A 19,587-nucleotide genomic window follows, 5' to 3' on the forward strand; every position below is an offset into this window, starting at 1 on the left:
TTTCTATTCTTGTTTTCCTATCAAATTAAAATCTAAATGCTTCTTAATTAAATCGGTGTTTTTCACTTTTACAATAACTTCATCACCTAATTGATAGGTGTTTTTTGTAGTTCTTCCAACCATAGCATATAAATCTTGATCAAAAGCATAATGGTCATCTTTCATATCTCTAACACTAACCATACCTTCACATTTATTTGAAATAATTTCCACATAAATTCCCCAATCTGTTACACCAGAAATGACACCAACAAACTCTTGATCCTTATGATCTTCCATAAAACGAATTTGCATGTATTTTATAGAATCACGTTCTGCTTTAGTAGCTAACATTTCCATGGTGCTGGAGTGTTGACATTTTTCTTCATAATCTGCTTCATTAGCCGATTTACCACCATCTAAATACAGCTGTAATAAGCGATGAGCCATTACATCTGGATAACGACGAATAGGCGATGTAAAATGACTGTAATAATCAAAAGCTAATCCGTAATGACCAATATTATGCGTGGTATATTCCGCCTTACTCATACTTCGAATAGCTAATGTATCAACTAAATTTTGCTCTTTCTTACCAACCACATCTTGTAATAAGTTATTTAAAGAGGCTGTGGTAGATTTTCTATCTTTAAAATTAAGCTTATATCCAAAGCGACTCACAACGTTCTGTAAGGCTGCTAATTTACTTTCATCAGGCTCATCATGTACACGATATACAAAAGTTTTCTTAGGGGTTTGTTTTCCAATAAATTCAGATACTTTTCTATTAGCTAAAAGCATAAACTCTTCAATAAGTTTATTAGCATCTTTACTAGTTTTGAAATACACCCCTTCTGGATTATTATCTTCATCTAAATTGAATTTTACTTCAACTTTATCAAAAGAAATAGCACCAGATTTCATCCGTTTTCTACGCATAATTTTTGCTAGTTCATCCATTTTTAAAATGGCATCAGCTAATTTTTGATCGGTTTCATAAGCTTTACCTGTTAACGATACTTCTTCCGGAATTAGATTGGTTTTTGATTCTATAACTGCTTGCGCTTCTTCATAAGCATAGCGGGCATCACTGTAGGTTACCGTTCTACCAAACCACTGGTGTTTAATTTCAGCTTTATCATTCATTTGAAACACGGCCGAAAAGGTATATTTTTCTTCATGAGGACGTAACGAACAAGCCCCATTTGACAGCACTTCAGGAAGCATTGGTACTACCCTATCAACCAAATAAACTGAGGTAGCCCTTTCATAAGCTTCATCGTCTAAAATAGTGCCTTCTTTAAGGTAATGTGATACATCAGCAATATGAATACCTATTTCATACAAACCATTATCTAAGACCTCAAAAGACAAAGCATCGTCAAAATCTTTAGCATCTTTAGGATCAATGGTAAAAGTTAAATCTTTACGCATATCACGACGTTTCGCTATTTCTTCTTCAGTAATTGATGTATCTATCTCATTAGCAAACTGTTCTACCTCATAAGGAAATTCATGCGGTAAACCATACTCTGCCAAAATAGCATGAATTTCAGTGTTGTGCTCTCCTGGTTTCCCTAAAATTTTTATGACTTTTCCGTAGGGTGAATCGGCATTCTCCGGCCAATCTTCAAGTGATACTAATACTTTATCACCATCATCAGCTTTTAAAGTTTTATTGATAGGTACAAAAATATCCTTGTACATTTTATTACTATCAGGCACTACAAAAGCATAATTACTGTTATTCTGTATTTGAATAACACCAACATATTCGCTTTTTGCACGCTGAATAATATTTGTAATTTCACCTTCTAGTTTACCACGTTTTCTACGTTTATATACATAAAATTCAACTTCATCACCATGCAATGCTTTATTAATATTATTTGAAGCAATGAACACATCGTCATCAAAATCATCACAAATAATGTAACCATTTCCTTTTGCCGCTAAATCAAGTTTTCCTGTATGATATTCAGTATTAATAACTGCTTTAAATTTACCACGTTCTACTTGTTGAATTTCTTGTTTAGCAGCTAGTTTGGCTAAGGTTTTTATAATTTGATTTCGGTTACTGGCATCATTCACACCAAGTTTAGCCGCTATTTGTTTATAATTAAATGCTTGATTTCTATCTTTTTTTAAAATACTAAGAATTGTATTTGTTAGGTTGGAAATACCACTCTTTCTGGATTTCCCTTTTCTCTTTTTACTCATTAATTTTTTTAATCATATTTATTTCCTAAGATACAGGAAAATAGTTTTAAACAGCTCTATTTTTAGGAGAAGACTAGCTATTTATTTTTCACAAAGCTACAATAATTAAATTAAAGCCATATCAAATTCATATTATCTAAACTTAAAATGTAGTTATCCACATTATATATTATAATACTATTTTCTTTTTAAATTTTAAAAAAATAAATGGTGGTTATTATAGTGTGTTAATAACTGGTATAACTTTTTTAAGATTTATTTTGATAATATTAAATTTACGTTCTATTAATACGTAATTAACAATGTTAATTTTTTTAACATACTAATAGAGAACCTTTTTGAATTTTATATTCACAGTTGTTAACAACCAAAATTAACTCTATTTTACTCATAACTTTTTTAAGATTTGTGTTTATAGCTTTAAAATTTTAGTCTGATAACTTTGCTGTAAAAAGTGAATTAAATATTTGGATTTTTCACGACTCATTTTGATTGAAAAAATATTTATGTTCTCCTAATTTTTCTTTTAGAAAGTAATGAACACTTATTAACAAGTAATCAATACTATCATCCACATTGTTAATAATTACTACCTTTGTGGAAACCTATTAATATAATTAAAAAATGACAATTTCTATTGGAAACGATCACGCTGGAACAGATTATAAATTTGCTATAAAAGAACTTCTTGAATCTAAAGGTATTACAGTTATAAATCATGGTACAGATAAGAGTGGTAGTGTAGATTATGCTGATTTTGTTCACCCTGTTGCTGATGATGTTGAAAATGGAAAAGCTAAGTATGGTATTTTAATTTGTGGTAGTGCTAATGGTGTAGCTATGACTGCTAATAAACACCAAAAAATACGAGCTGGATTATGTTGGAATAAGGAGATTGTTCATTTAATAAGAAGTCATAATAATGCTAATATTTTATGTATTCCAGCTAGGTTTACCGCTATTCAACAAGCCCTTGAAATGGTTGATGTATTTTTAAATACAGAATTTGAAGGTGGAAGACATCAAAACAGAATAAATAAAATTCCATTGTCTTGTTAAATGGGACAAAGCCATTCGCATAATCATTCACATACCCATTCCGATTTAAAAGGCCGTAATCTTTTAATATCTATATTTTTAAACATATTAATTACAGCCTCACAGGTTATAGGCGGATTACTATCTGGTAGTTTAGCGTTACTTAGTGATGCGCTTCATAATTTTAGTGACGTATTATCTCTTGTGGTTAGTTATGTTGCTAATAAATTAACTAAAAAGGAAGCGTCTTTTTATAAAACCTTTGGTTATAAGCGCGCCGAAATTTTAGCTGCTTTTGTTAATGCTGCTACACTAATTATTGTAGCTATTTTGTTGATTATTGAAGCTGTAAAGAGATTTGAAGAACCTGAAAATATTAAGTCTAATTTAGTTATTTGGTTATCGCTTTTAGGTATTCTTGCTAATGGATTCAGTGTATTACTGCTTAAAAAAGATTCTGAAAGTAATATGAATATGCGTAGTGTATACCTTCATTTATTTACTGATATGATGGCGAGTATTGCCGTTTTAATAGGGGGTCTTTTAATGTATTTTTATCAAATCTATTGGGTAGATAATTTACTTACATTAGCTATAGCCATATATTTAATTTGGATGGGGTACGATTTATTAAAAACCTCTACCAAAGTGCTTATGTTATTTACCCCTGAAAATATACCTATTAAGCAAATAGTTGACGAAATAAATGCTTTTGAAAGTGTTAAAAATACGCATCATGTACACGTTTGGCAATTGAATGAAGACGAAATACATTTAGAAGCGCATATTGATTTTCATGAAGATATTACCCTTTCTCAATTTGATGCTATTTTACATGATATAGAAGATTTGGTGTTTAAAAAATATGATATTAACCATGTTAATATTCAACCAGAGTACGGCAAACCAGATGCGAAAGATATTATTGTTCAAGATTAATCTATGTTAGAGATACAAGTAAAGTCTTTTAAAGAATTAACTACACTTGAATTATATAAGTTACTGCAATTACGAAGTGAAGTATTTGTAGTTGAGCAAGATTGTGTGTATCAAGATATAGATGGTAAAGATGAGCAGGCTCTTCATATTTTAGGTTTTAAGAATAAAAAATTAGTAGCTTATACTCGGGTATTTAAACCTGGAGTATACTTTAAAGCATCTAGTATTGGGCGTGTGGTAGTTTCTAAACATGAACGAAATCATAAATATGGTTATGATATAATGGAAGCTTCAATTAAAGCTATTAAATCTTATTATAATGAAGATTTAATAAAGATTTCTGCTCAATGTTATTTAAAGCAATTTTATACTAATTGTGGTTTTAAAGCTGTTGGTGAGTCTTATTTAGAAGATGGTATTCCGCATATAGCCATGATTAAAGAAAATTAGCGTTTTAAAGTGAAAGGACCTTTTAGTACCTCTCCTGTATTTAATGTTATGTGATACCAGTACGTATCTGTAATTTGTGGATAACCATTAAAAGTACCATCCCACCCTTCAGAATTTAAATATATGGTTTTTAGTAGTTTGCCATATCTATTAAAAATTAAAATATTTTTAACTGTGTGGTTAACATCAAAAACCTGCCAGGTATCATTGGTACCATCATTATTAGGGGTGAAAAACTTAGGAATTATAAAGTCATCATCGGTAATAATGACATTAAAACGGGATTCATTATCAAAGCAATTTATTTCGTTGTAAATATAAATAGTTTGACTTGTAGTGATGTTTTGCCCAGCATATAATAAACTACCTTTGCCACCAGATGCCGTAAAATAGTTTCCGTAGGTAATATATGGTAAGGTATAATTGGAACCAATAAAATTGTTTAAATAATCCACAGGAACTGTAACTCCGCATTCTTTTTCAGAGGTTACATAATTTGTATAATTTTCAGGCTGCCATGTACTATGGTTTCCGATAGCATTATCTATTAAAACACAAGTTAAACTAGGGTTATTACTAAAATTAATGAGGCTTAAGTTGCCATTATTTCCATTTCTTAAATCAAGTTTGCATAAATCATTATTACTACAATTCAGGTTTAATAAATTACTGTTTTTTGATAAATTTAAACGATCAATCAGATTATTTTGACATAGTATGGCCTTAATATTTTTGCTATTTGAAACATCAAGTGAAGCTATTTGGTTGTTTTCACAAGACAAATAAGTGAGCATATAATTACTACTAATATTTAGATTTGAAATAAAGTTACCCCCACACAATAACCTTGCTAGTGATGTGCTACTTGATAAATCTAAATCTGTTATTTGATTATTTTCACAGCTTAAAATATTAAGGTTTGTTAAGGTTGAAGTATCTAATTCATTTAAATTATTGTTTTCACACCTCAGTGATATTAATTCTGTGTTGTTCATTACATTTAAATCTGATAGGTTATTTCCAAAACACCAAAGTCTTTGTAATTCAGTTGATCTACTAACATTCAGGGATGTTAAGTTATTTCCACTACAATATACTTCTACTAAATTAAGATTGTTTGAGAGATCCAGTATATCCAACTGGTTTTTTGAACAATTAAGATTGGTTAAAATTTTAAAATCTTCAATACCTGTTAAGTCCTGAATACTTTTTTCTGAAAGCTCTAAACTTACTACGTTAGCAATGTTGGCAGTAGGTACAAGATCATTAAGAGGAGGCGTATCATACCCCAAATCAATTAAAGCCTGCTCAAAATTATCATCTGGAACATAAGTGATTTGAGTAAAACATGATATACTAATCAAAAAAACAAAAAAGAAAAGTAAATTGGCTTTTTTTGCCATAGTAATCATTTCAATTTGTCATCAACATAAGTGATAACAATTTCTACCCGCCTATCAAATTTAGGATCACCACCCAACGGAAATTTTCTGCGCATTCCTAGGTGACGCATTCGTTTTTTGTTTACGCCTTTTTTAGCAAAGTAATCATAAACATATTTTGCTCTGGCCTCAGAGAGATTTCGCTTTTTAGTTTTTCTATCTACCGCATCTCTTGTATACTGGGTACAGCACACATGCCCTTGTATAGTAAAATAAATATCAGGGCGTTCTACTAAAGCATCAGCAATCTCTTTTAAAATTTTTTTTGATTCAGGCGTCACAGCGGCATAACCTGTTTTAAAAAGGATATTTTTAAAAACTATTTTATCTCCTTTTGTACTTTCATTGATTAAATCAACAACGGTTTTTTCTTTTTCAACAATGGGTTGTTCTACTTTGGCAATAGGCTTAGGTTTGGGTTGTTTTGGTTTTACAATAATTTCAACTTTTCTATTTAACCCTCTAATTTTAAGTATGTCTTTTTCTTCAACAATTTTTAAAAGAACTTTGCCTTTTCCATCTACATTGGAAATTAAATCTTCACTAATTTCATTGTTTGAAAATATCGTTTTTATAGCATCAGCACGTTGCTGAGATAATATTAAATTATAACTATCTGCTCCCCTATCATCACAAAATCCAAATATGGATATCGATTCAATTTCTATATCATTTAAGTTAGAAATAAAGAGTAGTAAACGGTTTTTTTCAGTACTAGGCACCTCATACTTATCAGTTTCAAAATAAACCTCATGGGTGAGCTGCTCTTGCGAAAAAGCCATCACACTGTTAAGTATTATTAAAATGGCAACTAATAATTTATTCATGGTAGAAAAAGTAATAGGCTAAATATAATATTTTCTATCGAAAATTATGCCACAAGTCTACGTATAAGGGGTTTTCAAGGTTGAATTAATGACCAGTGAACGAGTTATAAAAATTATATCGATAAAATACAGTTAATTTATTTCAAATAGCTCTCATATTTTGACAGATTACTAAGAATTTCAGTTGCCTTTTTTATTTCAGGATTATGAATTTTATAGTAATCATATAAACCTTCCCTATACACATATCTTTTTACAATATCTTCTGTAAGAAGCTTTAGTAAAAAGTTTTTATTCTCATCAATAACGATTAATTTTGATTGGTTTAAGTTTTGTATTAGTAACTTATAATCGCGCTCAATATTATCATTAAGGTCTTCTTTTTTTGATACGTCAAAGGCTTTTTTTAAGGCCTTTTCAGTATCGGTTTCAAACGAAAAATTATTTGTTTTTAAGAAGGATTTAAACGCTAAAAAATCCTTATCATTCAATACTAAATTATTAATATTTTCAATGTTATGCGTGTAATAATATTGGGTAGCAAAATCAAAAATTAAATCACTATTGATTATTGCATTAGTAATGGTTGAATTTTTAGGGGCGCCAATAACTTCATCAGGAAAAACTCCACCACCATCAAAAACGGGTCGGCCATTTTTTGTTTTAAAAGCATTATAGTTTTCTTGTTTAATTCTTACAGCTTCCCCTTTTTCATTTCTATTCCAATAGTCTAAAGATTGAATACATCTACCAGAAGGGGTGTAATATCTAGATATGGTAATTTTTACTTGGGTGCCATAGGTTAATTGTTTTGGGCGTTGTACTAAACCTTTACCAAAACTTCGGGAACCTACTACCACAGCTCTATCAAGATCTTGAAGCGCTCCCGAAACAATTTCACTAGCTGAGGCACTGCTGCCATCAATTAAAATAACAAGAGGTATTTTTGTGTCAATAGGATCATTTTGAGTGACATAAATACGATTGTATTTTTTTACTTTTGATTTTGTAGTAACCACCAACTGCCCTTTGGGTACAAAAAGATTAACAATTTTAATAGCTTCGTTAAGCAATCCTCCTGGATTGCCTCTAAGATCGAGCACTATTTTTTGAGCACCTTGAGCTTTTAAATCGCGAAGCGCATAATTTGTTTCTGCATAAGCTTTGTCGCTAAACTGACTTAAAACAATATACCCCGTTTCCTTATTAATTAAAGAAAAATGGGGTACTGCCTTTATAGCCACTTCGGCACGTTTTATACTGGCAGTTTGGGTTTTACCTTGGCGTTTATAAGTGACTTCAACCGAAGAATCGGGTGAGCCTTTAAGTAAATCGCCAGCATTATCTTTGTAATTTGAAATGGCTGTATTCCCTACTTTTATAATTTCATCACCCGCTTTTAAACCAGCTTTATCAGCGGGATAATCTTTATAAGGTTCTAGTATAACCAACTTATCCTTTAAGGTTTTTACTTTGGCACCAATGCCAGTATAGTCTCCCGTATTATTAATTCTTGCTGCTTCTACATCCTGTTCGTTCATAAAGTTGGTATAGGGATCAAGATCAGCCAACATGCTTTTAATGGCCGTATCCATCAAGTCTCCAGGATTGGTTTCATCCACATAATTCATGTTAAGTTCTTTAAACAATGTGGTGAAAATTTCTATCTGTTTAGCGATTTCAAAAAAATCGTTTTGAAATGCCGAAGTAGTAAAAAATAAGGCTGCTGCTATAACTGGAATAACAAATCGCTTTTTTAAAAGGTGTTTCATTTTTTACGTTTTTTAAGCCATTTTCTAAAGAAAAATATAGAAAAAGCAAGTATTAGTATAAAAGGCCAAATATGTAATAAGCCCAAGAAAAATAGAGAAATTCCGTTAAATCCCGATTTGAGAGCATTCCACATTTTGCTGCCATATGATAAAGTTACAGGAGCTTCATCTGTGTATTTATAAAATTCAATATCTAAGGTACTAAAAGATACTTTATTTTGAAGATATTTTATGCGTCCTTCTTTAGCTTCAATCTCTTCTCGTATTTTAGAAAGTTCGCGTTCTATATTTAAAACGTCTTCAACAGTTTTAGCTTTATCTAATAACTCTAAATACCGTTTTTCTAACGTTTTTTTGGTTTTTAAACGGGCTTCAAGGTCGATAAATTCTTCTGTAACATCTTTAGTAGAAATACGTTTGCTATCAAAATACGTAACGTCTTTACTAATAGCATCGACTGTATTTTGAAACTGTTCAGTTGGAATTCTAACAATTAAATGTCTTGAAATTCGGTTGTATGATTTATTGGTATAATCGTTTTGGATATAACCTTTATAGGCAGTGAGACTATTACTTATTTGTGAAAAAGTTTTGTCTAAATCTTGTGTTTCAAAGCGTAAAAAACCTTCTTTAATAATTTTAGGACTGCTATTTTTTGCTTCTGAAGGTTTAGCTACACTAACTTCTGAAGCTTCTTCGGCGATATTAATAACTTCGTTTTCAAGATAAGCTTCCGATTTGTAGTTTTCTGAAGCCGATTTAGAACACATTAAAGGTAAAAAGGCAATAAGTACATAAGAAAGCAATAATTTCATAATCAAGTATTTTAAGGGTTAGAGCGCTTGTCTGAAAATTTTTCAAACAAGGCCGTCATTCTTTTTTCAACTTGAGAGCATGTTGGTTTTTCTTTACCTACATATAAAATCATGAAGGCATGTTGTGTTTCTAAATCGTTAATAAATTGCGCTTTATGTAATCTGTAACTTTCTCTTAACAAACGTTTTATTCTATTTCTGTCAACCGCTTTTTTAAAATAACGCTTACTTACCGAAACACCTGTTTTAGCCAAAACATCCTCGTCAAATGCTGTTTGAAGATAAACCAACCGCAAAGGATATGCCGAAACCGATTTACCTTGAGAAAATAACTGATCGATTAATTTTTTGCTTTTAAGTTTTTCCTTTTTAGGATACGTGTAAGTCAAGCGAAATAATTTTAAACCTCAAAGGTAGTGAAATAAAAAAATCACCTTAAAAAAAGTATTCTATTATTAACGTAGGATCTAGATAGCTTTATGTTTAAGAGAAACTAATGATGTCATATCGAGCGGAGTCGAGACCTCTTTTAAAACGAAAAATTTAGAACTTCAAACGAAGTCTAGAAATTGTATTCATACACGAATTCATGCTAACTAAATGCCCATTAAACCCTGTTTTAAGTTAATGAGTTTAACATTGATATTGGCATTTTTAATAAGATTGATAGCTTGTTTGCTTCTACCACCAGAAAGGCAATACACCACTAAATCTTTATCGGTTTCAATTTCAGATAAACGTTCTTGTAATTCATTTAACGGAATGTGCTTCCCTCCTATGTGTTTTTCTTCGCGTTCTGCAATTGTACGCACATCCAATAAATTATAGCGGTTCAAATGCGCTTGTAATTCTTCATAAATAATTTCATTTTTTTGAGGTGCAACACCGCAGAAAAAATCGTAATCTTCTTCTAATTTGGTAATTGAAATCGTTTCATTTTTTTCATACTCTAAAATGAATTGTTTCAAGCTTAACGCATTAAAAGTGAGTAGTTTATTAGCGAGGATGTTTCCTAAATTGCAAATTATTTTGATGACTTCATTAGCTTGTAAACAGCCTATAATACCAGGTAAAACACCCAAAACTCCAATATCTGAACAATTAGGTACGGCATCTGGTTTTGGCGGTGTTGGGTATAAACAACGGTAAGTAGCACTGCTTTTATAGTTCATTACTGAGACTTGTCCGTCGAATTTAAAAATAGAACCAAAAACCACGGGTTTATTAGTGAGAACGGCAGCATCGTTTACCAAATATTTGGTTTGAAAATTATCGGTACCATCAACAATAATATCATAAGCTTCAAACAAATCGATAGCATTGTTTTGAGATAGTCTTTCGGTATAGGTTTGAAAATTTACAAACGGATTAAGCAGACTTAAACGGTGTGCTGCACAAAGGGCTTTGTGTTTTCCAACGTCTTCAATAGTATAAAGTATTTGACGTTGCAAGTTGGTTTGGTCTACCCTATCGTTATCTATAATACCTATAGTGCCAACACCAGCAGCCGTTAAATACTGTAAAACAGGACAACTCAACCCGCCCGAGCCAATAACTAAAACTTTGGCAGCTTTAAGCTGCAATTGGCCTTTTTCTCCAATGGTTTCTAGTATAAGATGACGGCTGTATTGTTTTTGTTCTTCTTTACTTAAGGGCATGATTTAATGGGTTTCGGTATAGTGTTTCTCCCAGTCTTTCCAAACCACTTCGTAACCTTGACTTTTTATCATATTTTTTATGGCTTCGGTGCTTCTTTCGTCCGAAATTTCAAATTGTTCCAACGATTCTGGTTCAACCACATAACCACCAGGATTGGTTTTCGACTCGGCACTTATAGAGGTAATACCTAAATGAATGATATGATTTCTAAAGGTTTCACTTTCGCGTGTAGACATTGAGAGTTCTACATCTTCATCTAACAAGCGATAAGCACAAATGAGTTGTACCAAATCGGCGTCAGTCATTTCTACTTTTGGTTGCACATCACCTTGATGCGGACGTAACCTCGGGAATGAAATGGAATACTTGGTTTTCCAGTAGGTTTTTTGCAAGTATTTAAGATGTAATGCAGTGTAAAAACTATCCACTCGCCAATCTTCTAAACCAAATAACGCGCCCATACCAATTTTATGAATACCTGCTCTTCCTAAACGATCTGGCGTTTCTAAACGGTAATCGAAATTTGATTTTCGCCCTTTCGGGTGATGGATTTTATAAGTGGCTTCATTATAGGTTTCTTGATAGACTAAAACAGCATACAAACCTTCGGAAATAAGCGTTTCGTACTCTTCTTGATCCATAGGCTGCACCTCAATACTAATATTAGAAAATTGAGATCGTATAAGCTGAATGGCATGTTTTAAATACGATACCCCTACCGTTTTGTTAGCTTCACCAGTTACTAAAAGAATATGATCGTAACCTAAACTTTTAATATACGCTGCTTCTTTTAAAATTTCGGCATCGGTTAGTGTTCTACGACGTATTTTATTGGTCATACTAAAACCACAATAGGTACAAATGTTTTGGCATTCGTTAGACAAATACATTGGGATATACATTTGAATCGTGTTACCAAAACGTTTTTTAGTAATGGCATTACTACGTTGTGCCATTTGTTCTATAAAAGGTTTCGCCGCAGGCGAAATAAGCACTTTAAAATCGTCTAAAGTGATTTTTTGTTTTGCCAAAACCCGTTCAACATCAGCCGATGTAAACGCATAAATCTCACGTTCTAAATCGTCCCAATTATACTGATTAAAAGTATCTTTAAAATTATGCATTTAAAAAAGAGGTTAAAGGACTACTCGCTTCGGCGTGTTGTTTTATAGGTGCTAGTTTCGCATTGTAAGCCATTCTTCCTGCTTCAACAGCCATTTTAAACGCTTTACCCATCTCTACAGGGTTTTGTGAAACAGCTATTGCGGTATTTACTAAAACAGCATCGGCACCTAATTCCATAGCATAAGCAGCATGCGAAGGTGCGCCAATACCTGCATCAACCACTACAGGCACATTACTTTGCTCGATAATGATTTCTAAAAAATCCATAGTTTTTAAACCTTTATTGCTTCCAATTGGTGCTCCTAAAGGCATGACACATTGGGTACCTACTTCTTCTAAACGTTTACATAACACAGGGTCTGCATGAATATAAGGCATCACCACAAAACCTAATTTAACCAATTCTTCAGCAGCTTTTAAGGTTTCAATAGGATCTGGTAATAAGTATTTTGGATCTGGATGAATTTCCAATTTCACCCAATTGGTTTCAAGAGCTTCACGTGCTAATTGTGCTGCAAATACAGCTTCTTTAGCTGTTCTAACTCCTGATGTATTTGGCAATAAATGAATTTGATTGTCTTTTAAATGCACCAATATATCATCCGATTCATTTTCTATATCTACACGTTTTAAAGCGACAGTAACCAATTCACTTTCTGAAGCGATAATAGCCTCGCGCATTAATTGTGAATTGCTAAATTTTCCTGTGCCTGTAAATAACCTTGAGTTAAAGGTTTTATCTGCTATTTTTAGTGTGTCTGTCATAATTAATTCTTTTTGTTAGGTTTCCAGACCTGTTCATGTACAATATCGCCGTTTAATAGTTTTTGAAACGCGGCGATGCTATTAAAATTTTTAGTGATCTCTCCAGAAACCGCTATACCGTGTATGCCTGTGGTTAAGAGTTCTGAAACATCATCTAATGTTATCCCTCCAATCGCAATTATAGGCGTATGGGTTTGTAAGGTTTCAAGCAGGGTTAAGTAACCATTATAGCGCAAAACAGGACTTAAATTGTTTTTAGTGGTCGTGAATCGGTAAGGCCCAAGACCAATATAATCAACGTTTTGTGCAAGTAAGTTTTGGCAATCTTCAAGGGTATTGGCTGTACCTCCTATCATTTGCCAAGAATACAATGTTTTTCGTGCCTCCGTTGGCGATGCATCGGTTTTACCTAAATGCACGCCATCTGCTTTTACTGCTTTAGCTATTTTATAATGATCGTTTATAATTAAACGTGTTTGATAATGTGCCGTGATGTCTCGCGCTTCTTCGGCAGCTTTTAAGAGTGTTTTTTCTGAAACATTTTTTAAGCGAAGCTGAACCAATTCGGCTCCAGAACTACATGCTTTTTGAATGTGTTCTAAATGATCTTTTACAGCGTCTCCCTGACTTATATAATGTAGTTTGCTAACAATCATTCTGTAATGTGTTGTGTTTTTTTAATGTGATGATGAATTCCCAACAAGGTTTCTGAACTGTTTAAAAACGCTTCGGTATAGCTTTTGGCTAGTCTAGCAGCATCTTCTAACAGGTATCCAAGAGCTATGTTTGATGCTAAAGCTGAAGCTAATACACAGCCGCTACCGTGTTTTTCATAAACTTTATCAACGTTTGGTTGTAGGTTAACCATAACAATGGCGCTATGGTAAAGTTGGTCCCAGCCTTTTTTATCGGCGCGATGTCCACCTTTTAAATACACGTTGGTGTGTTGACTTAAGCGTTCTAGAGTTGCTTCAACCGAAAGTTCTGGGTATAAGCTTTTAATTTCATCGTAATTTGGCGTAATGACATAGCATTGTTTCCAAATACTATCTAAACGTTCTTGATGTTCTTTTGTATGAAAATAGAAACCGGCACTGGCTTTAAATACAGGGTCGACTATAATTTTAACGTGAGGATTTAAGGCTTTTAGTGTATTTATAATTTGAGACAATACCGCCCAAGATTCTACAATCCCTATTTTAACCACAGGGATATCAAACCGATTAAAAAGCGTTTCAATTTGTGCGATAATCACCTTAACATCGGTCCAAATACAAGCTTTAAATTCAACATCATTTTGAACCGTAATGGCTGTACATACCGAAAGCCCGTAGAGACCATGCGCTTCAAAGGTTTTAATATCTGAAGTGATGCCTGCTCCCGAACTGGGATCGAAACCTGCAATAGATAATATGTACTGGTGTGCTGCCATTTAAATATAGCTTTTTACAGTTGTAAAATAGTTTTGCATGATTTTAAAATTTGAAATCGGTGCACCACTTTGCCAAATACCACCAAGGACACCAACACCTTTAAAACCTAGTGTTGTGAACGCTTTTAGATTTTTAGTAGTGACACCGCCCATACCTACTATGTTTTTATCGATTTGATTAACATCAAAACCGCGGCCTTGATACCCCGTTTTTGAAATTGAAGAAAACACGGGACTAAGCAAATGGTAATCGAATGTTAAAGCACAGTTTTCGATATGTTCTGGTTCATGAAACGATGCACTAATGGTTTTCCCTTTTAAAGCGGCTGATTCTATATGTAATAATTGCACATAGTCATTTAAAAAGTCCGTTTTTAAAATAGGCGTTTTACCATTTAAATCGAATGCTTCTCTTTGAGCTTCTTGAAAATGAATCCCTTTTAGATTATAATTGGCAACCAATTTATGATGCTGATGCAATATGATTCTATCGTGATATTTAGAATCGATTTGATTCAAATAGTCGCAATATGCGTTACCGTCTTTTTTAGGTTTTCTTAAATGATAGTATTGCAAACCCGCTTGAAATAACTGATGTAGTATTTCAATTTCGTTGGGTATGTCTGTTTCTGGTGCAATTAAAACTATCATAATCTAACGTCTTGAGTTAGGGATTGAGGTTTTGTTTGAGCTCTTTTACAAGGTGCGTAGCTTTAGCGGAGCACGTTGTAAAAAGCGAGTACCGAAAGCCCGACCAAAAACGGTTACCGTTACAGTTTGTGTAACCGTTTTTTGGAACTCCCTAAATATGTTATAAATAAATTTCTGAACCTTTTTCTTTAAATTCTTCCGATTTCTCTTCCATACCTTTCGAGAACACTTCGGTGCCTTCTACTTTGTTTTCGGCAGAAAAATCACGTACCTCCTGTGAAATCTTCATCGAGCAGAATTTTGGTCCGCACATTGAGCAGAAGTGTGCAATTTTAGCCCCTTGAGCTGGTAAGGTTTCATCGTGGAATTCGCGTGCTTTTTCTGGGTCTAAACCAAGGTTAAATTGGTCTTCCCAACGGAACTCGAAACGTGCTTTACTTAAAGCATTGTCTCTATGTTGTGCGCCTGGATGCCCTTTGGCTAAATCGGCTGCATGTGCCGCTAATTTATAAGTTACAACTCCTTCACGAACGTCATCGCGGTTAGGTAAACCAAGGTGTTCTTTAGGTGTTACATAACACAGAACAGCACAACCGTACCAAGCAATCATTGCCGCTCCAATTCCCGAGGTAATGTGGTCGTAACCTGGCGCGATATCGGTAGTTAATGGGCCTAAAGTATAGAAAGGTGCTTCATCACAAGCTTCTAATTGCTTATCCATGTTTTCTTTAATCATGTGCATTGGCACGTGACCAGGCCCTTCTATAAAGCATTGTACTTCGTGTTTACGTGCTAATTTGGTTAATTCGCCAAGCGTTTCTAATTCCGCAAACTGAGCTTCGTCGTTAGCATCGGCAATAGACCCTGGGCGTAAACCATCACCTAAAGAGAAGGCTACGTCGTATTGTTTTAAAATTTCGCAAATATCTTCGAAATGTGTGTATAAAAAGTTTTCTTTATGATGCGCTAAACACCATTTCGCCATGATAGAACCACCACGAGATACGATTCCAGTAACACGTTTAGCCGTCATAGGCACATAACGTAACAAAACCCCAGCATGAATGGTAAAGTAGTCTACCCCCTGCTCTGCTTGTTCTATTAAAGTATCACGGAAAATTTCCCAAGTTAAGTCTTCGGCTACACCGTTTACTTTTTCTAAAGCTTGATAGATTGGCACGGTTCCGATTGGCACTGGTGAGTTTCGTACAATCCACTCACGGGTTTCGTGAATGTTTTGTCCTGTAGATAAATCCATGATGGTATCTGCTCCCCACCGGCAAGCCCAAACCGATTTTTCAACTTCTTCTTCTATTGATGATGTTGTTGCAGAGTTACCGATGTTAGCATTGATTTTCACCAAGAAATTACGACCTAAAATCATAGGTTCAGATTCTGGGTGATTGATGTTATTTGGAATTACAGCACGTCCTCTAGCCACTTCACTACGTACAAATTCTGGTGTAATCTTCGCAGGGATTGAAGCACCAAAATCTTCGCCTTTGTGTTGCTTTACGATTTCGGTCATTTCGTCAATACGTTGGTTTTCACGAATGGCGATGTATTCCATTTCAGGTGTGATTATACCTTGCTTAGCGTAGTGTAATTGGGTTACGTTTTTACCCGCTTTTGCGCGTAAAGGCTTTTTTAAATGCGAAAAACGCATGTGGTCTAAACTGCTGTCGTTTAAACGTTCGTTACAATATTTTGATGAAAAGCCGTCTAATTGCTCCACATCACTACGATCTAAAATCCATTGTTCTCTTAAACGCTCAATACCATCGTGAACGCTTATTTTTTTTCTTGGGTCTGTATAAGGTCCCGAAGTATCATAAACAGTTACAGGTTCATTAGGGGTTAATTTACCTGTCATGGAATCTTTGGTATCGCTTAAGGTAATTTCACGCATGGCCACTTTAATGTGTGGATGCATTTTACCTGAAACATAGATCTTTTTAGAATTAGGAAAAGGATTTCTGGTAATCTTTCCCTGTTGTGGTGCTGTGTCTTTATTTTTCAATTTTTTTAAGCTTTAGATATTTGTTATTGTTATAGCTATTACGTGGCTTAACCCCCTTGAGTAGCTTGTATGATGAGTATGCTATCGTTATCGTTAAAGGTTTGAGAAGACCATTGTGGTTTCGAAACAATTTTATTGTTTATAGCTACAGCAATACCTTCTTTCGGGCTTTCAATTTTTTCTAATAATTGAAATACATCGCAGTTGTTTTCTACGTCTATTGCGCACTGATTCACCTTAATTTTAATCATATAACAAGTGTTTTTACTACAAAGTAGTATTAAAGGGCGAATAAGAAAGACTTTTGAAAATAGTATACCTAGCAGGTATACAAAGAAAAGAGATGTAAACACCTATTTCAAGGTGTTTTTCAACTTTTCCCTTCGATGGTACTAACCATATCAGGTTCAAAGGGTCTTTCTCAGTTCTAAATGATAGAACACCCCTAAAGTTTACTTCACAAACTTATAAAAAAATGTTGATACAATGTATGCTTTCAGATACTTGTTTTAGTGATTGATAAATCTCCATGATAAAAATCATATTTAAACGAACTGATTTTCAGTATTTTTAAGACTAACTAAACTAAATAATACAGCATTATGGGGTTTCAAAATGTTGCGATTCTTAACACCAAAAAAGATAGAGCAAATTATATCCATCATTTAATAAATGATATAAAAGCGCTTGATTTATTGATTGAAAAAGATCTCATAGAAGATGAGGTTTTGCGCATTGGCGCCGAACAGGAATTTTGTTTGGTAAATGAAGATTTTTTACCTGTAAATAAATCATTAGAAGTATTAAAAACACTTAATGATCATCATTTCACCACTGAAATAGGAAGCCATAATTTAGAACTTAACTTAGAGCCGTATAAGCTTGAAAATAATTGTTTTTCAAAACTTCAAAACCAATTGGAAACCCTGATGAATAAAGCTAAAATAGAGGCTTCAAAACATGGTATTAAAATTGTTTTGACAGGGATTTTACCATCACTATCTGTAAATAATGTAGATGAAGGCAATATGACGAATGTAGAACGTTATGCTGTTTTAAATGATGCCATAAAACAAAGTCGAAGAAAGAGTTTTGATATTCATATAAAAGGGGTAGATGAACTTAATTTATTGCACGATTCGGTCATGCTTGAAGGGTGTAATACTAGCTTTCAAATGCATTTGCAACTTCCCGTAAAAGATTTTGTTGATAATTATAACTGGGCTCAGGCTATAGCTGGTCCTGTTTTAAGCGCCTGTACCAACTCTCCTATATTATTTGGAAAAGAGTTATGGAGTGAAACCAGAATTGCTTTATTTACCCAAAGTGTTGATACACGTGCTAACTCCTATTTATTAAACGAAAAACAATCTCGAGTAAGTTTTGGTAATAGCTGGCAAACAGGATCTATTTCTGATATCTTTAAAGATAATATATCAAGGTTTAGAAGCTTTTTAACTACCGATTTTATTAAAGACAGTGTTGAAATGATTCATAACAAGGAGATGCCAAGATTAAGAGCTCTACAGCTCCATAATGGAACGGTATATCCATGGAATCGGGTATGTTACGGCGTGTTAGATGGAAAGCCTAATTTAAGAATTGAGAATCGTTATATACCCTCAGGACCCACAACCGTTGATGAAATAGCGAATATGGTATTTTGGGTGGGATTAATGTTAGGAAAGCCTAAAGCATATAAAAATATACACACCAAATGGGATTTTAAAGATGTAAAGACGAATTTTTTTAATGCTGCGCGCTATGGCATGGCTACACAGTTTTATTGGAATGGAGCTTATGTATCAAGTCATGAACTTTTAATTAATGAGCTTATTCCCTTAGCTTATAAAGGGTTGTCACACTGCGGAATTACGCAAAAAGATGCTGAATATTACTTAAAAATTATAATTAATAGAGTACAGGGTAATAATGGATCTGAATGGATGGTTAGAAATTATAGAGAGCTATTAAAATCTTATAAGCGCTATGAAGCTATGCAGGTACTTACCGCTAGTATTTATAAAAAACAGGAGCAGGGCTATCCTGTATCTGTTTGGGGGCCTATAAATGCTTCCGATTTTAATTACAGAAAAGTGGTGAAGCACATTATGAGTTCAGATATTTTTTCTGTTGAAAAAAAGGATAGTATTGATTTAGTGTTAAACATGATGAAGTGGAAAAACATTCATCATATGCCTGTAATAAACCATGAACGTGCTTTGGTTGGTTTAATTAGTTGGACCGATGTTGAAAATTACCTCAATCAATCTGAACTAAAGCATAATAGTGTTTCTAAATTGATGAGAACAGATATTATTACCATAGATCAATATGATACGATTGAAACAGCAAAAACTCTTATGGATACACATAAAATAGGGAGTCTCCCTGTATTAAAGAACAATAAATTGATAGGATTAGTGACTAAGAATGATTTTGATTCTTAAAAA

The 19,587-nt window shown here is 33.4% G+C and carries 18 protein-coding genes and 1 riboswitch; of the genes, 4 read left to right on the top strand and 14 right to left on the bottom strand.

Annotated features, from left to right (window positions below):
• Positions 1–3: 3 nt before the first annotated feature.
• Positions 4–2,199 (bottom strand): ribonuclease R, encoded by a 2,196-nt coding sequence (gene rnr / locus FGF67_RS00745; protein WP_139694543.1) that lies wholly within the window; start codon positions 2,197–2,199, stop codon positions 4–6.
• Between the two features lie 624 nt (positions 2,200–2,823).
• Between rnr and rpiB the strand changes: the two genes are divergently transcribed.
• The 3 genes from rpiB to FGF67_RS00760 are packed head-to-tail and all read left to right on the top strand — an operon-like array spanning position 2,824 to position 4,626.
• Positions 2,824–3,258 carry a ribose 5-phosphate isomerase B gene (gene rpiB, locus FGF67_RS00750; protein WP_139694544.1) on the top strand — a complete coding sequence of 145 codons (435 nt, stop codon included), beginning with the start codon at positions 2,824–2,826 and terminating at the stop codon, positions 3,256–3,258.
• A complete protein-coding gene (locus FGF67_RS00755; RefSeq protein ID WP_139694545.1) occupies positions 3,259–4,176 on the top strand; it encodes a cation diffusion facilitator family transporter in 918 nt (305 codons plus the stop codon).
• Positions 4,177–4,179: 3 nt separating this feature from the next.
• Positions 4,180–4,626 (top strand): GNAT family N-acetyltransferase, encoded by a 447-nt coding sequence (locus tag FGF67_RS00760; RefSeq protein WP_139694546.1) that lies wholly within the window; start codon positions 4,180–4,182, stop codon positions 4,624–4,626.
• Here the strand turns inward: FGF67_RS00760 and FGF67_RS00765 are convergent.
• From FGF67_RS00765 to thiS, 13 genes are all read right to left on the bottom strand, one after another.
• Entirely contained in the window at positions 4,623–6,029 is a 1,407-nt protein-coding gene (locus FGF67_RS00765) for a T9SS type B sorting domain-containing protein (RefSeq protein ID WP_158293155.1), read from the bottom strand. The two genes, FGF67_RS00760 and FGF67_RS00765, sit on opposite strands and share 4 nt — an antisense overlap.
• A gap of 5 nt (positions 6,030–6,034) precedes the next feature.
• A complete protein-coding gene (locus tag FGF67_RS00770; RefSeq protein ID WP_139694548.1) occupies positions 6,035–6,895 on the bottom strand; it encodes an OmpA family protein in 861 nt (286 codons plus the stop codon).
• A gap of 137 nt (positions 6,896–7,032) precedes the next feature.
• Positions 7,033–8,667, bottom strand: coding sequence for a S41 family peptidase (locus tag FGF67_RS00775; RefSeq protein WP_139694549.1), 1,635 nt, complete (start codon positions 8,665–8,667; stop codon positions 7,033–7,035).
• Complete coding sequence (locus FGF67_RS00780) at positions 8,664–9,482, bottom strand: DUF4349 domain-containing protein (protein ID WP_139694550.1); 819 nt, start codon at positions 9,480–9,482, stop codon at positions 8,664–8,666. Before FGF67_RS00780 ends, FGF67_RS00775 begins: the two co-directional genes overlap by 4 nt.
• 11 nt (positions 9,483–9,493) lie before the next feature.
• Positions 9,494–9,871, bottom strand: a complete 378-nt coding sequence (rnpA, locus tag FGF67_RS00785) for a ribonuclease P protein component (RefSeq protein WP_139694551.1) — start codon at positions 9,869–9,871, stop codon at positions 9,494–9,496.
• A gap of 207 nt (positions 9,872–10,078) precedes the next feature.
• Positions 10,079–11,140 (bottom strand): ThiF family adenylyltransferase, encoded by a 1,062-nt coding sequence (locus FGF67_RS00790; RefSeq protein WP_139694552.1) that lies wholly within the window; start codon positions 11,138–11,140, stop codon positions 10,079–10,081.
• Between the two features lie 3 nt (positions 11,141–11,143).
• Complete coding sequence (gene thiH / locus FGF67_RS00795) at positions 11,144–12,265, bottom strand: 2-iminoacetate synthase ThiH (protein ID WP_139694553.1); 1,122 nt, start codon at positions 12,263–12,265, stop codon at positions 11,144–11,146.
• On the bottom strand, positions 12,258–13,031 hold the full coding sequence (locus FGF67_RS00800) for a thiazole synthase (RefSeq protein WP_139694554.1): 774 nt from the start codon (positions 13,029–13,031) through the stop codon (positions 12,258–12,260). Before FGF67_RS00800 ends, thiH begins: the two co-directional genes overlap by 8 nt.
• A gap of 2 nt (positions 13,032–13,033) precedes the next feature.
• Entirely contained in the window at positions 13,034–13,687 is a 654-nt protein-coding gene (gene thiE, locus FGF67_RS00805; RefSeq protein WP_139694555.1) for a thiamine phosphate synthase, read from the bottom strand.
• A complete protein-coding gene (locus tag FGF67_RS00810; protein WP_139694556.1) occupies positions 13,684–14,463 on the bottom strand; it encodes a hydroxymethylpyrimidine/phosphomethylpyrimidine kinase in 780 nt (259 codons plus the stop codon). Before FGF67_RS00810 ends, thiE begins: the two co-directional genes overlap by 4 nt.
• Positions 14,464–15,114, bottom strand: a complete 651-nt coding sequence (locus FGF67_RS00815) for a thiamine phosphate synthase (protein ID WP_139694557.1) — start codon at positions 15,112–15,114, stop codon at positions 14,464–14,466.
• A gap of 160 nt (positions 15,115–15,274) precedes the next feature.
• Positions 15,275–17,134: a phosphomethylpyrimidine synthase ThiC gene (gene thiC / locus FGF67_RS00820; RefSeq protein ID WP_139694558.1), complete on the bottom strand. Its 1,860-nt coding sequence runs from the start codon at positions 17,132–17,134 to the stop codon at positions 15,275–15,277.
• A 47-nt stretch (positions 17,135–17,181) separates the two neighbouring features.
• Positions 17,182–17,385, bottom strand: coding sequence for a sulfur carrier protein ThiS (thiS, locus tag FGF67_RS00825; protein WP_139694559.1), 204 nt, complete (start codon positions 17,383–17,385; stop codon positions 17,182–17,184).
• Positions 17,386–17,495: 110 nt separating this feature from the next.
• Positions 17,496–17,591, bottom strand: a riboswitch (TPP riboswitch).
• A 145-nt stretch (positions 17,592–17,736) separates the two neighbouring features.
• Here thiS and FGF67_RS00830 point away from each other — a divergent pair.
• Positions 17,737–19,584, top strand: a complete 1,848-nt coding sequence (locus tag FGF67_RS00830) for a CBS domain-containing protein (RefSeq protein ID WP_139694560.1) — start codon at positions 17,737–17,739, stop codon at positions 19,582–19,584.
• Positions 19,585–19,587: the final 3 nt, after the last annotated feature.

Source organism: Allotamlana fucoidanivorans (genome assembly GCF_006265225.1).
GTDB lineage: Bacteria > Bacteroidota > Bacteroidia > Flavobacteriales > Flavobacteriaceae > Allotamlana > Allotamlana fucoidanivorans.

What these genes read in the sequence shown, in the direction of transcription:
- FGF67_RS00810 (WP_139694556.1), bottom strand. Translation starts at nt 14,463, where the DNA reads ATGGCAGCACACCAGTACATATTATCTATTGCAGGTTTCGATCCCAGT.
- rnr (WP_139694543.1), bottom strand. Translation starts at nt 2,199, where the DNA reads ATGAGTAAAAAGAGAAAAGGGAAATCCAGAAAGAGTGGTATTTCCAAC.
- FGF67_RS00800 (WP_139694554.1), bottom strand. Translation starts at nt 13,031, where the DNA reads ATGACAGACACACTAAAAATAGCAGATAAAACCTTTAACTCAAGGTTA.
- thiS (WP_139694559.1), bottom strand. Translation starts at nt 17,385, where the DNA reads ATGATTAAAATTAAGGTGAATCAGTGCGCAATAGACGTAGAAAACAAC.
- FGF67_RS00780 (WP_139694550.1), bottom strand. Translation starts at nt 9,482, where the DNA reads ATGAAATTATTGCTTTCTTATGTACTTATTGCCTTTTTACCTTTAATG.
- FGF67_RS00755 (WP_139694545.1), top strand. Translation starts at nt 3,259, where the DNA reads ATGGGACAAAGCCATTCGCATAATCATTCACATACCCATTCCGATTTA.
- FGF67_RS00760 (WP_139694546.1), top strand. Translation starts at nt 4,180, where the DNA reads ATGTTAGAGATACAAGTAAAGTCTTTTAAAGAATTAACTACACTTGAA.
- thiE (WP_139694555.1), bottom strand. Translation starts at nt 13,687, where the DNA reads ATGATTGTTAGCAAACTACATTATATAAGTCAGGGAGACGCTGTAAAA.
- rpiB (WP_139694544.1), top strand. Translation starts at nt 2,824, where the DNA reads ATGACAATTTCTATTGGAAACGATCACGCTGGAACAGATTATAAATTT.
- FGF67_RS00770 (WP_139694548.1), bottom strand. Translation starts at nt 6,895, where the DNA reads ATGAATAAATTATTAGTTGCCATTTTAATAATACTTAACAGTGTGATG.
- FGF67_RS00775 (WP_139694549.1), bottom strand. Translation starts at nt 8,667, where the DNA reads ATGAAACACCTTTTAAAAAAGCGATTTGTTATTCCAGTTATAGCAGCA.
- FGF67_RS00790 (WP_139694552.1), bottom strand. Translation starts at nt 11,140, where the DNA reads ATGCCCTTAAGTAAAGAAGAACAAAAACAATACAGCCGTCATCTTATA.
- thiH (WP_139694553.1), bottom strand. Translation starts at nt 12,265, where the DNA reads ATGCATAATTTTAAAGATACTTTTAATCAGTATAATTGGGACGATTTA.
- FGF67_RS00815 (WP_139694557.1), bottom strand. Translation starts at nt 15,114, where the DNA reads ATGATAGTTTTAATTGCACCAGAAACAGACATACCCAACGAAATTGAA.
- FGF67_RS00765 (WP_158293155.1), bottom strand. Translation starts at nt 6,029, where the DNA reads ATGGCAAAAAAAGCCAATTTACTTTTCTTTTTTGTTTTTTTGATTAGT.
- FGF67_RS00830 (WP_139694560.1), top strand. Translation starts at nt 17,737, where the DNA reads ATGGGGTTTCAAAATGTTGCGATTCTTAACACCAAAAAAGATAGAGCA.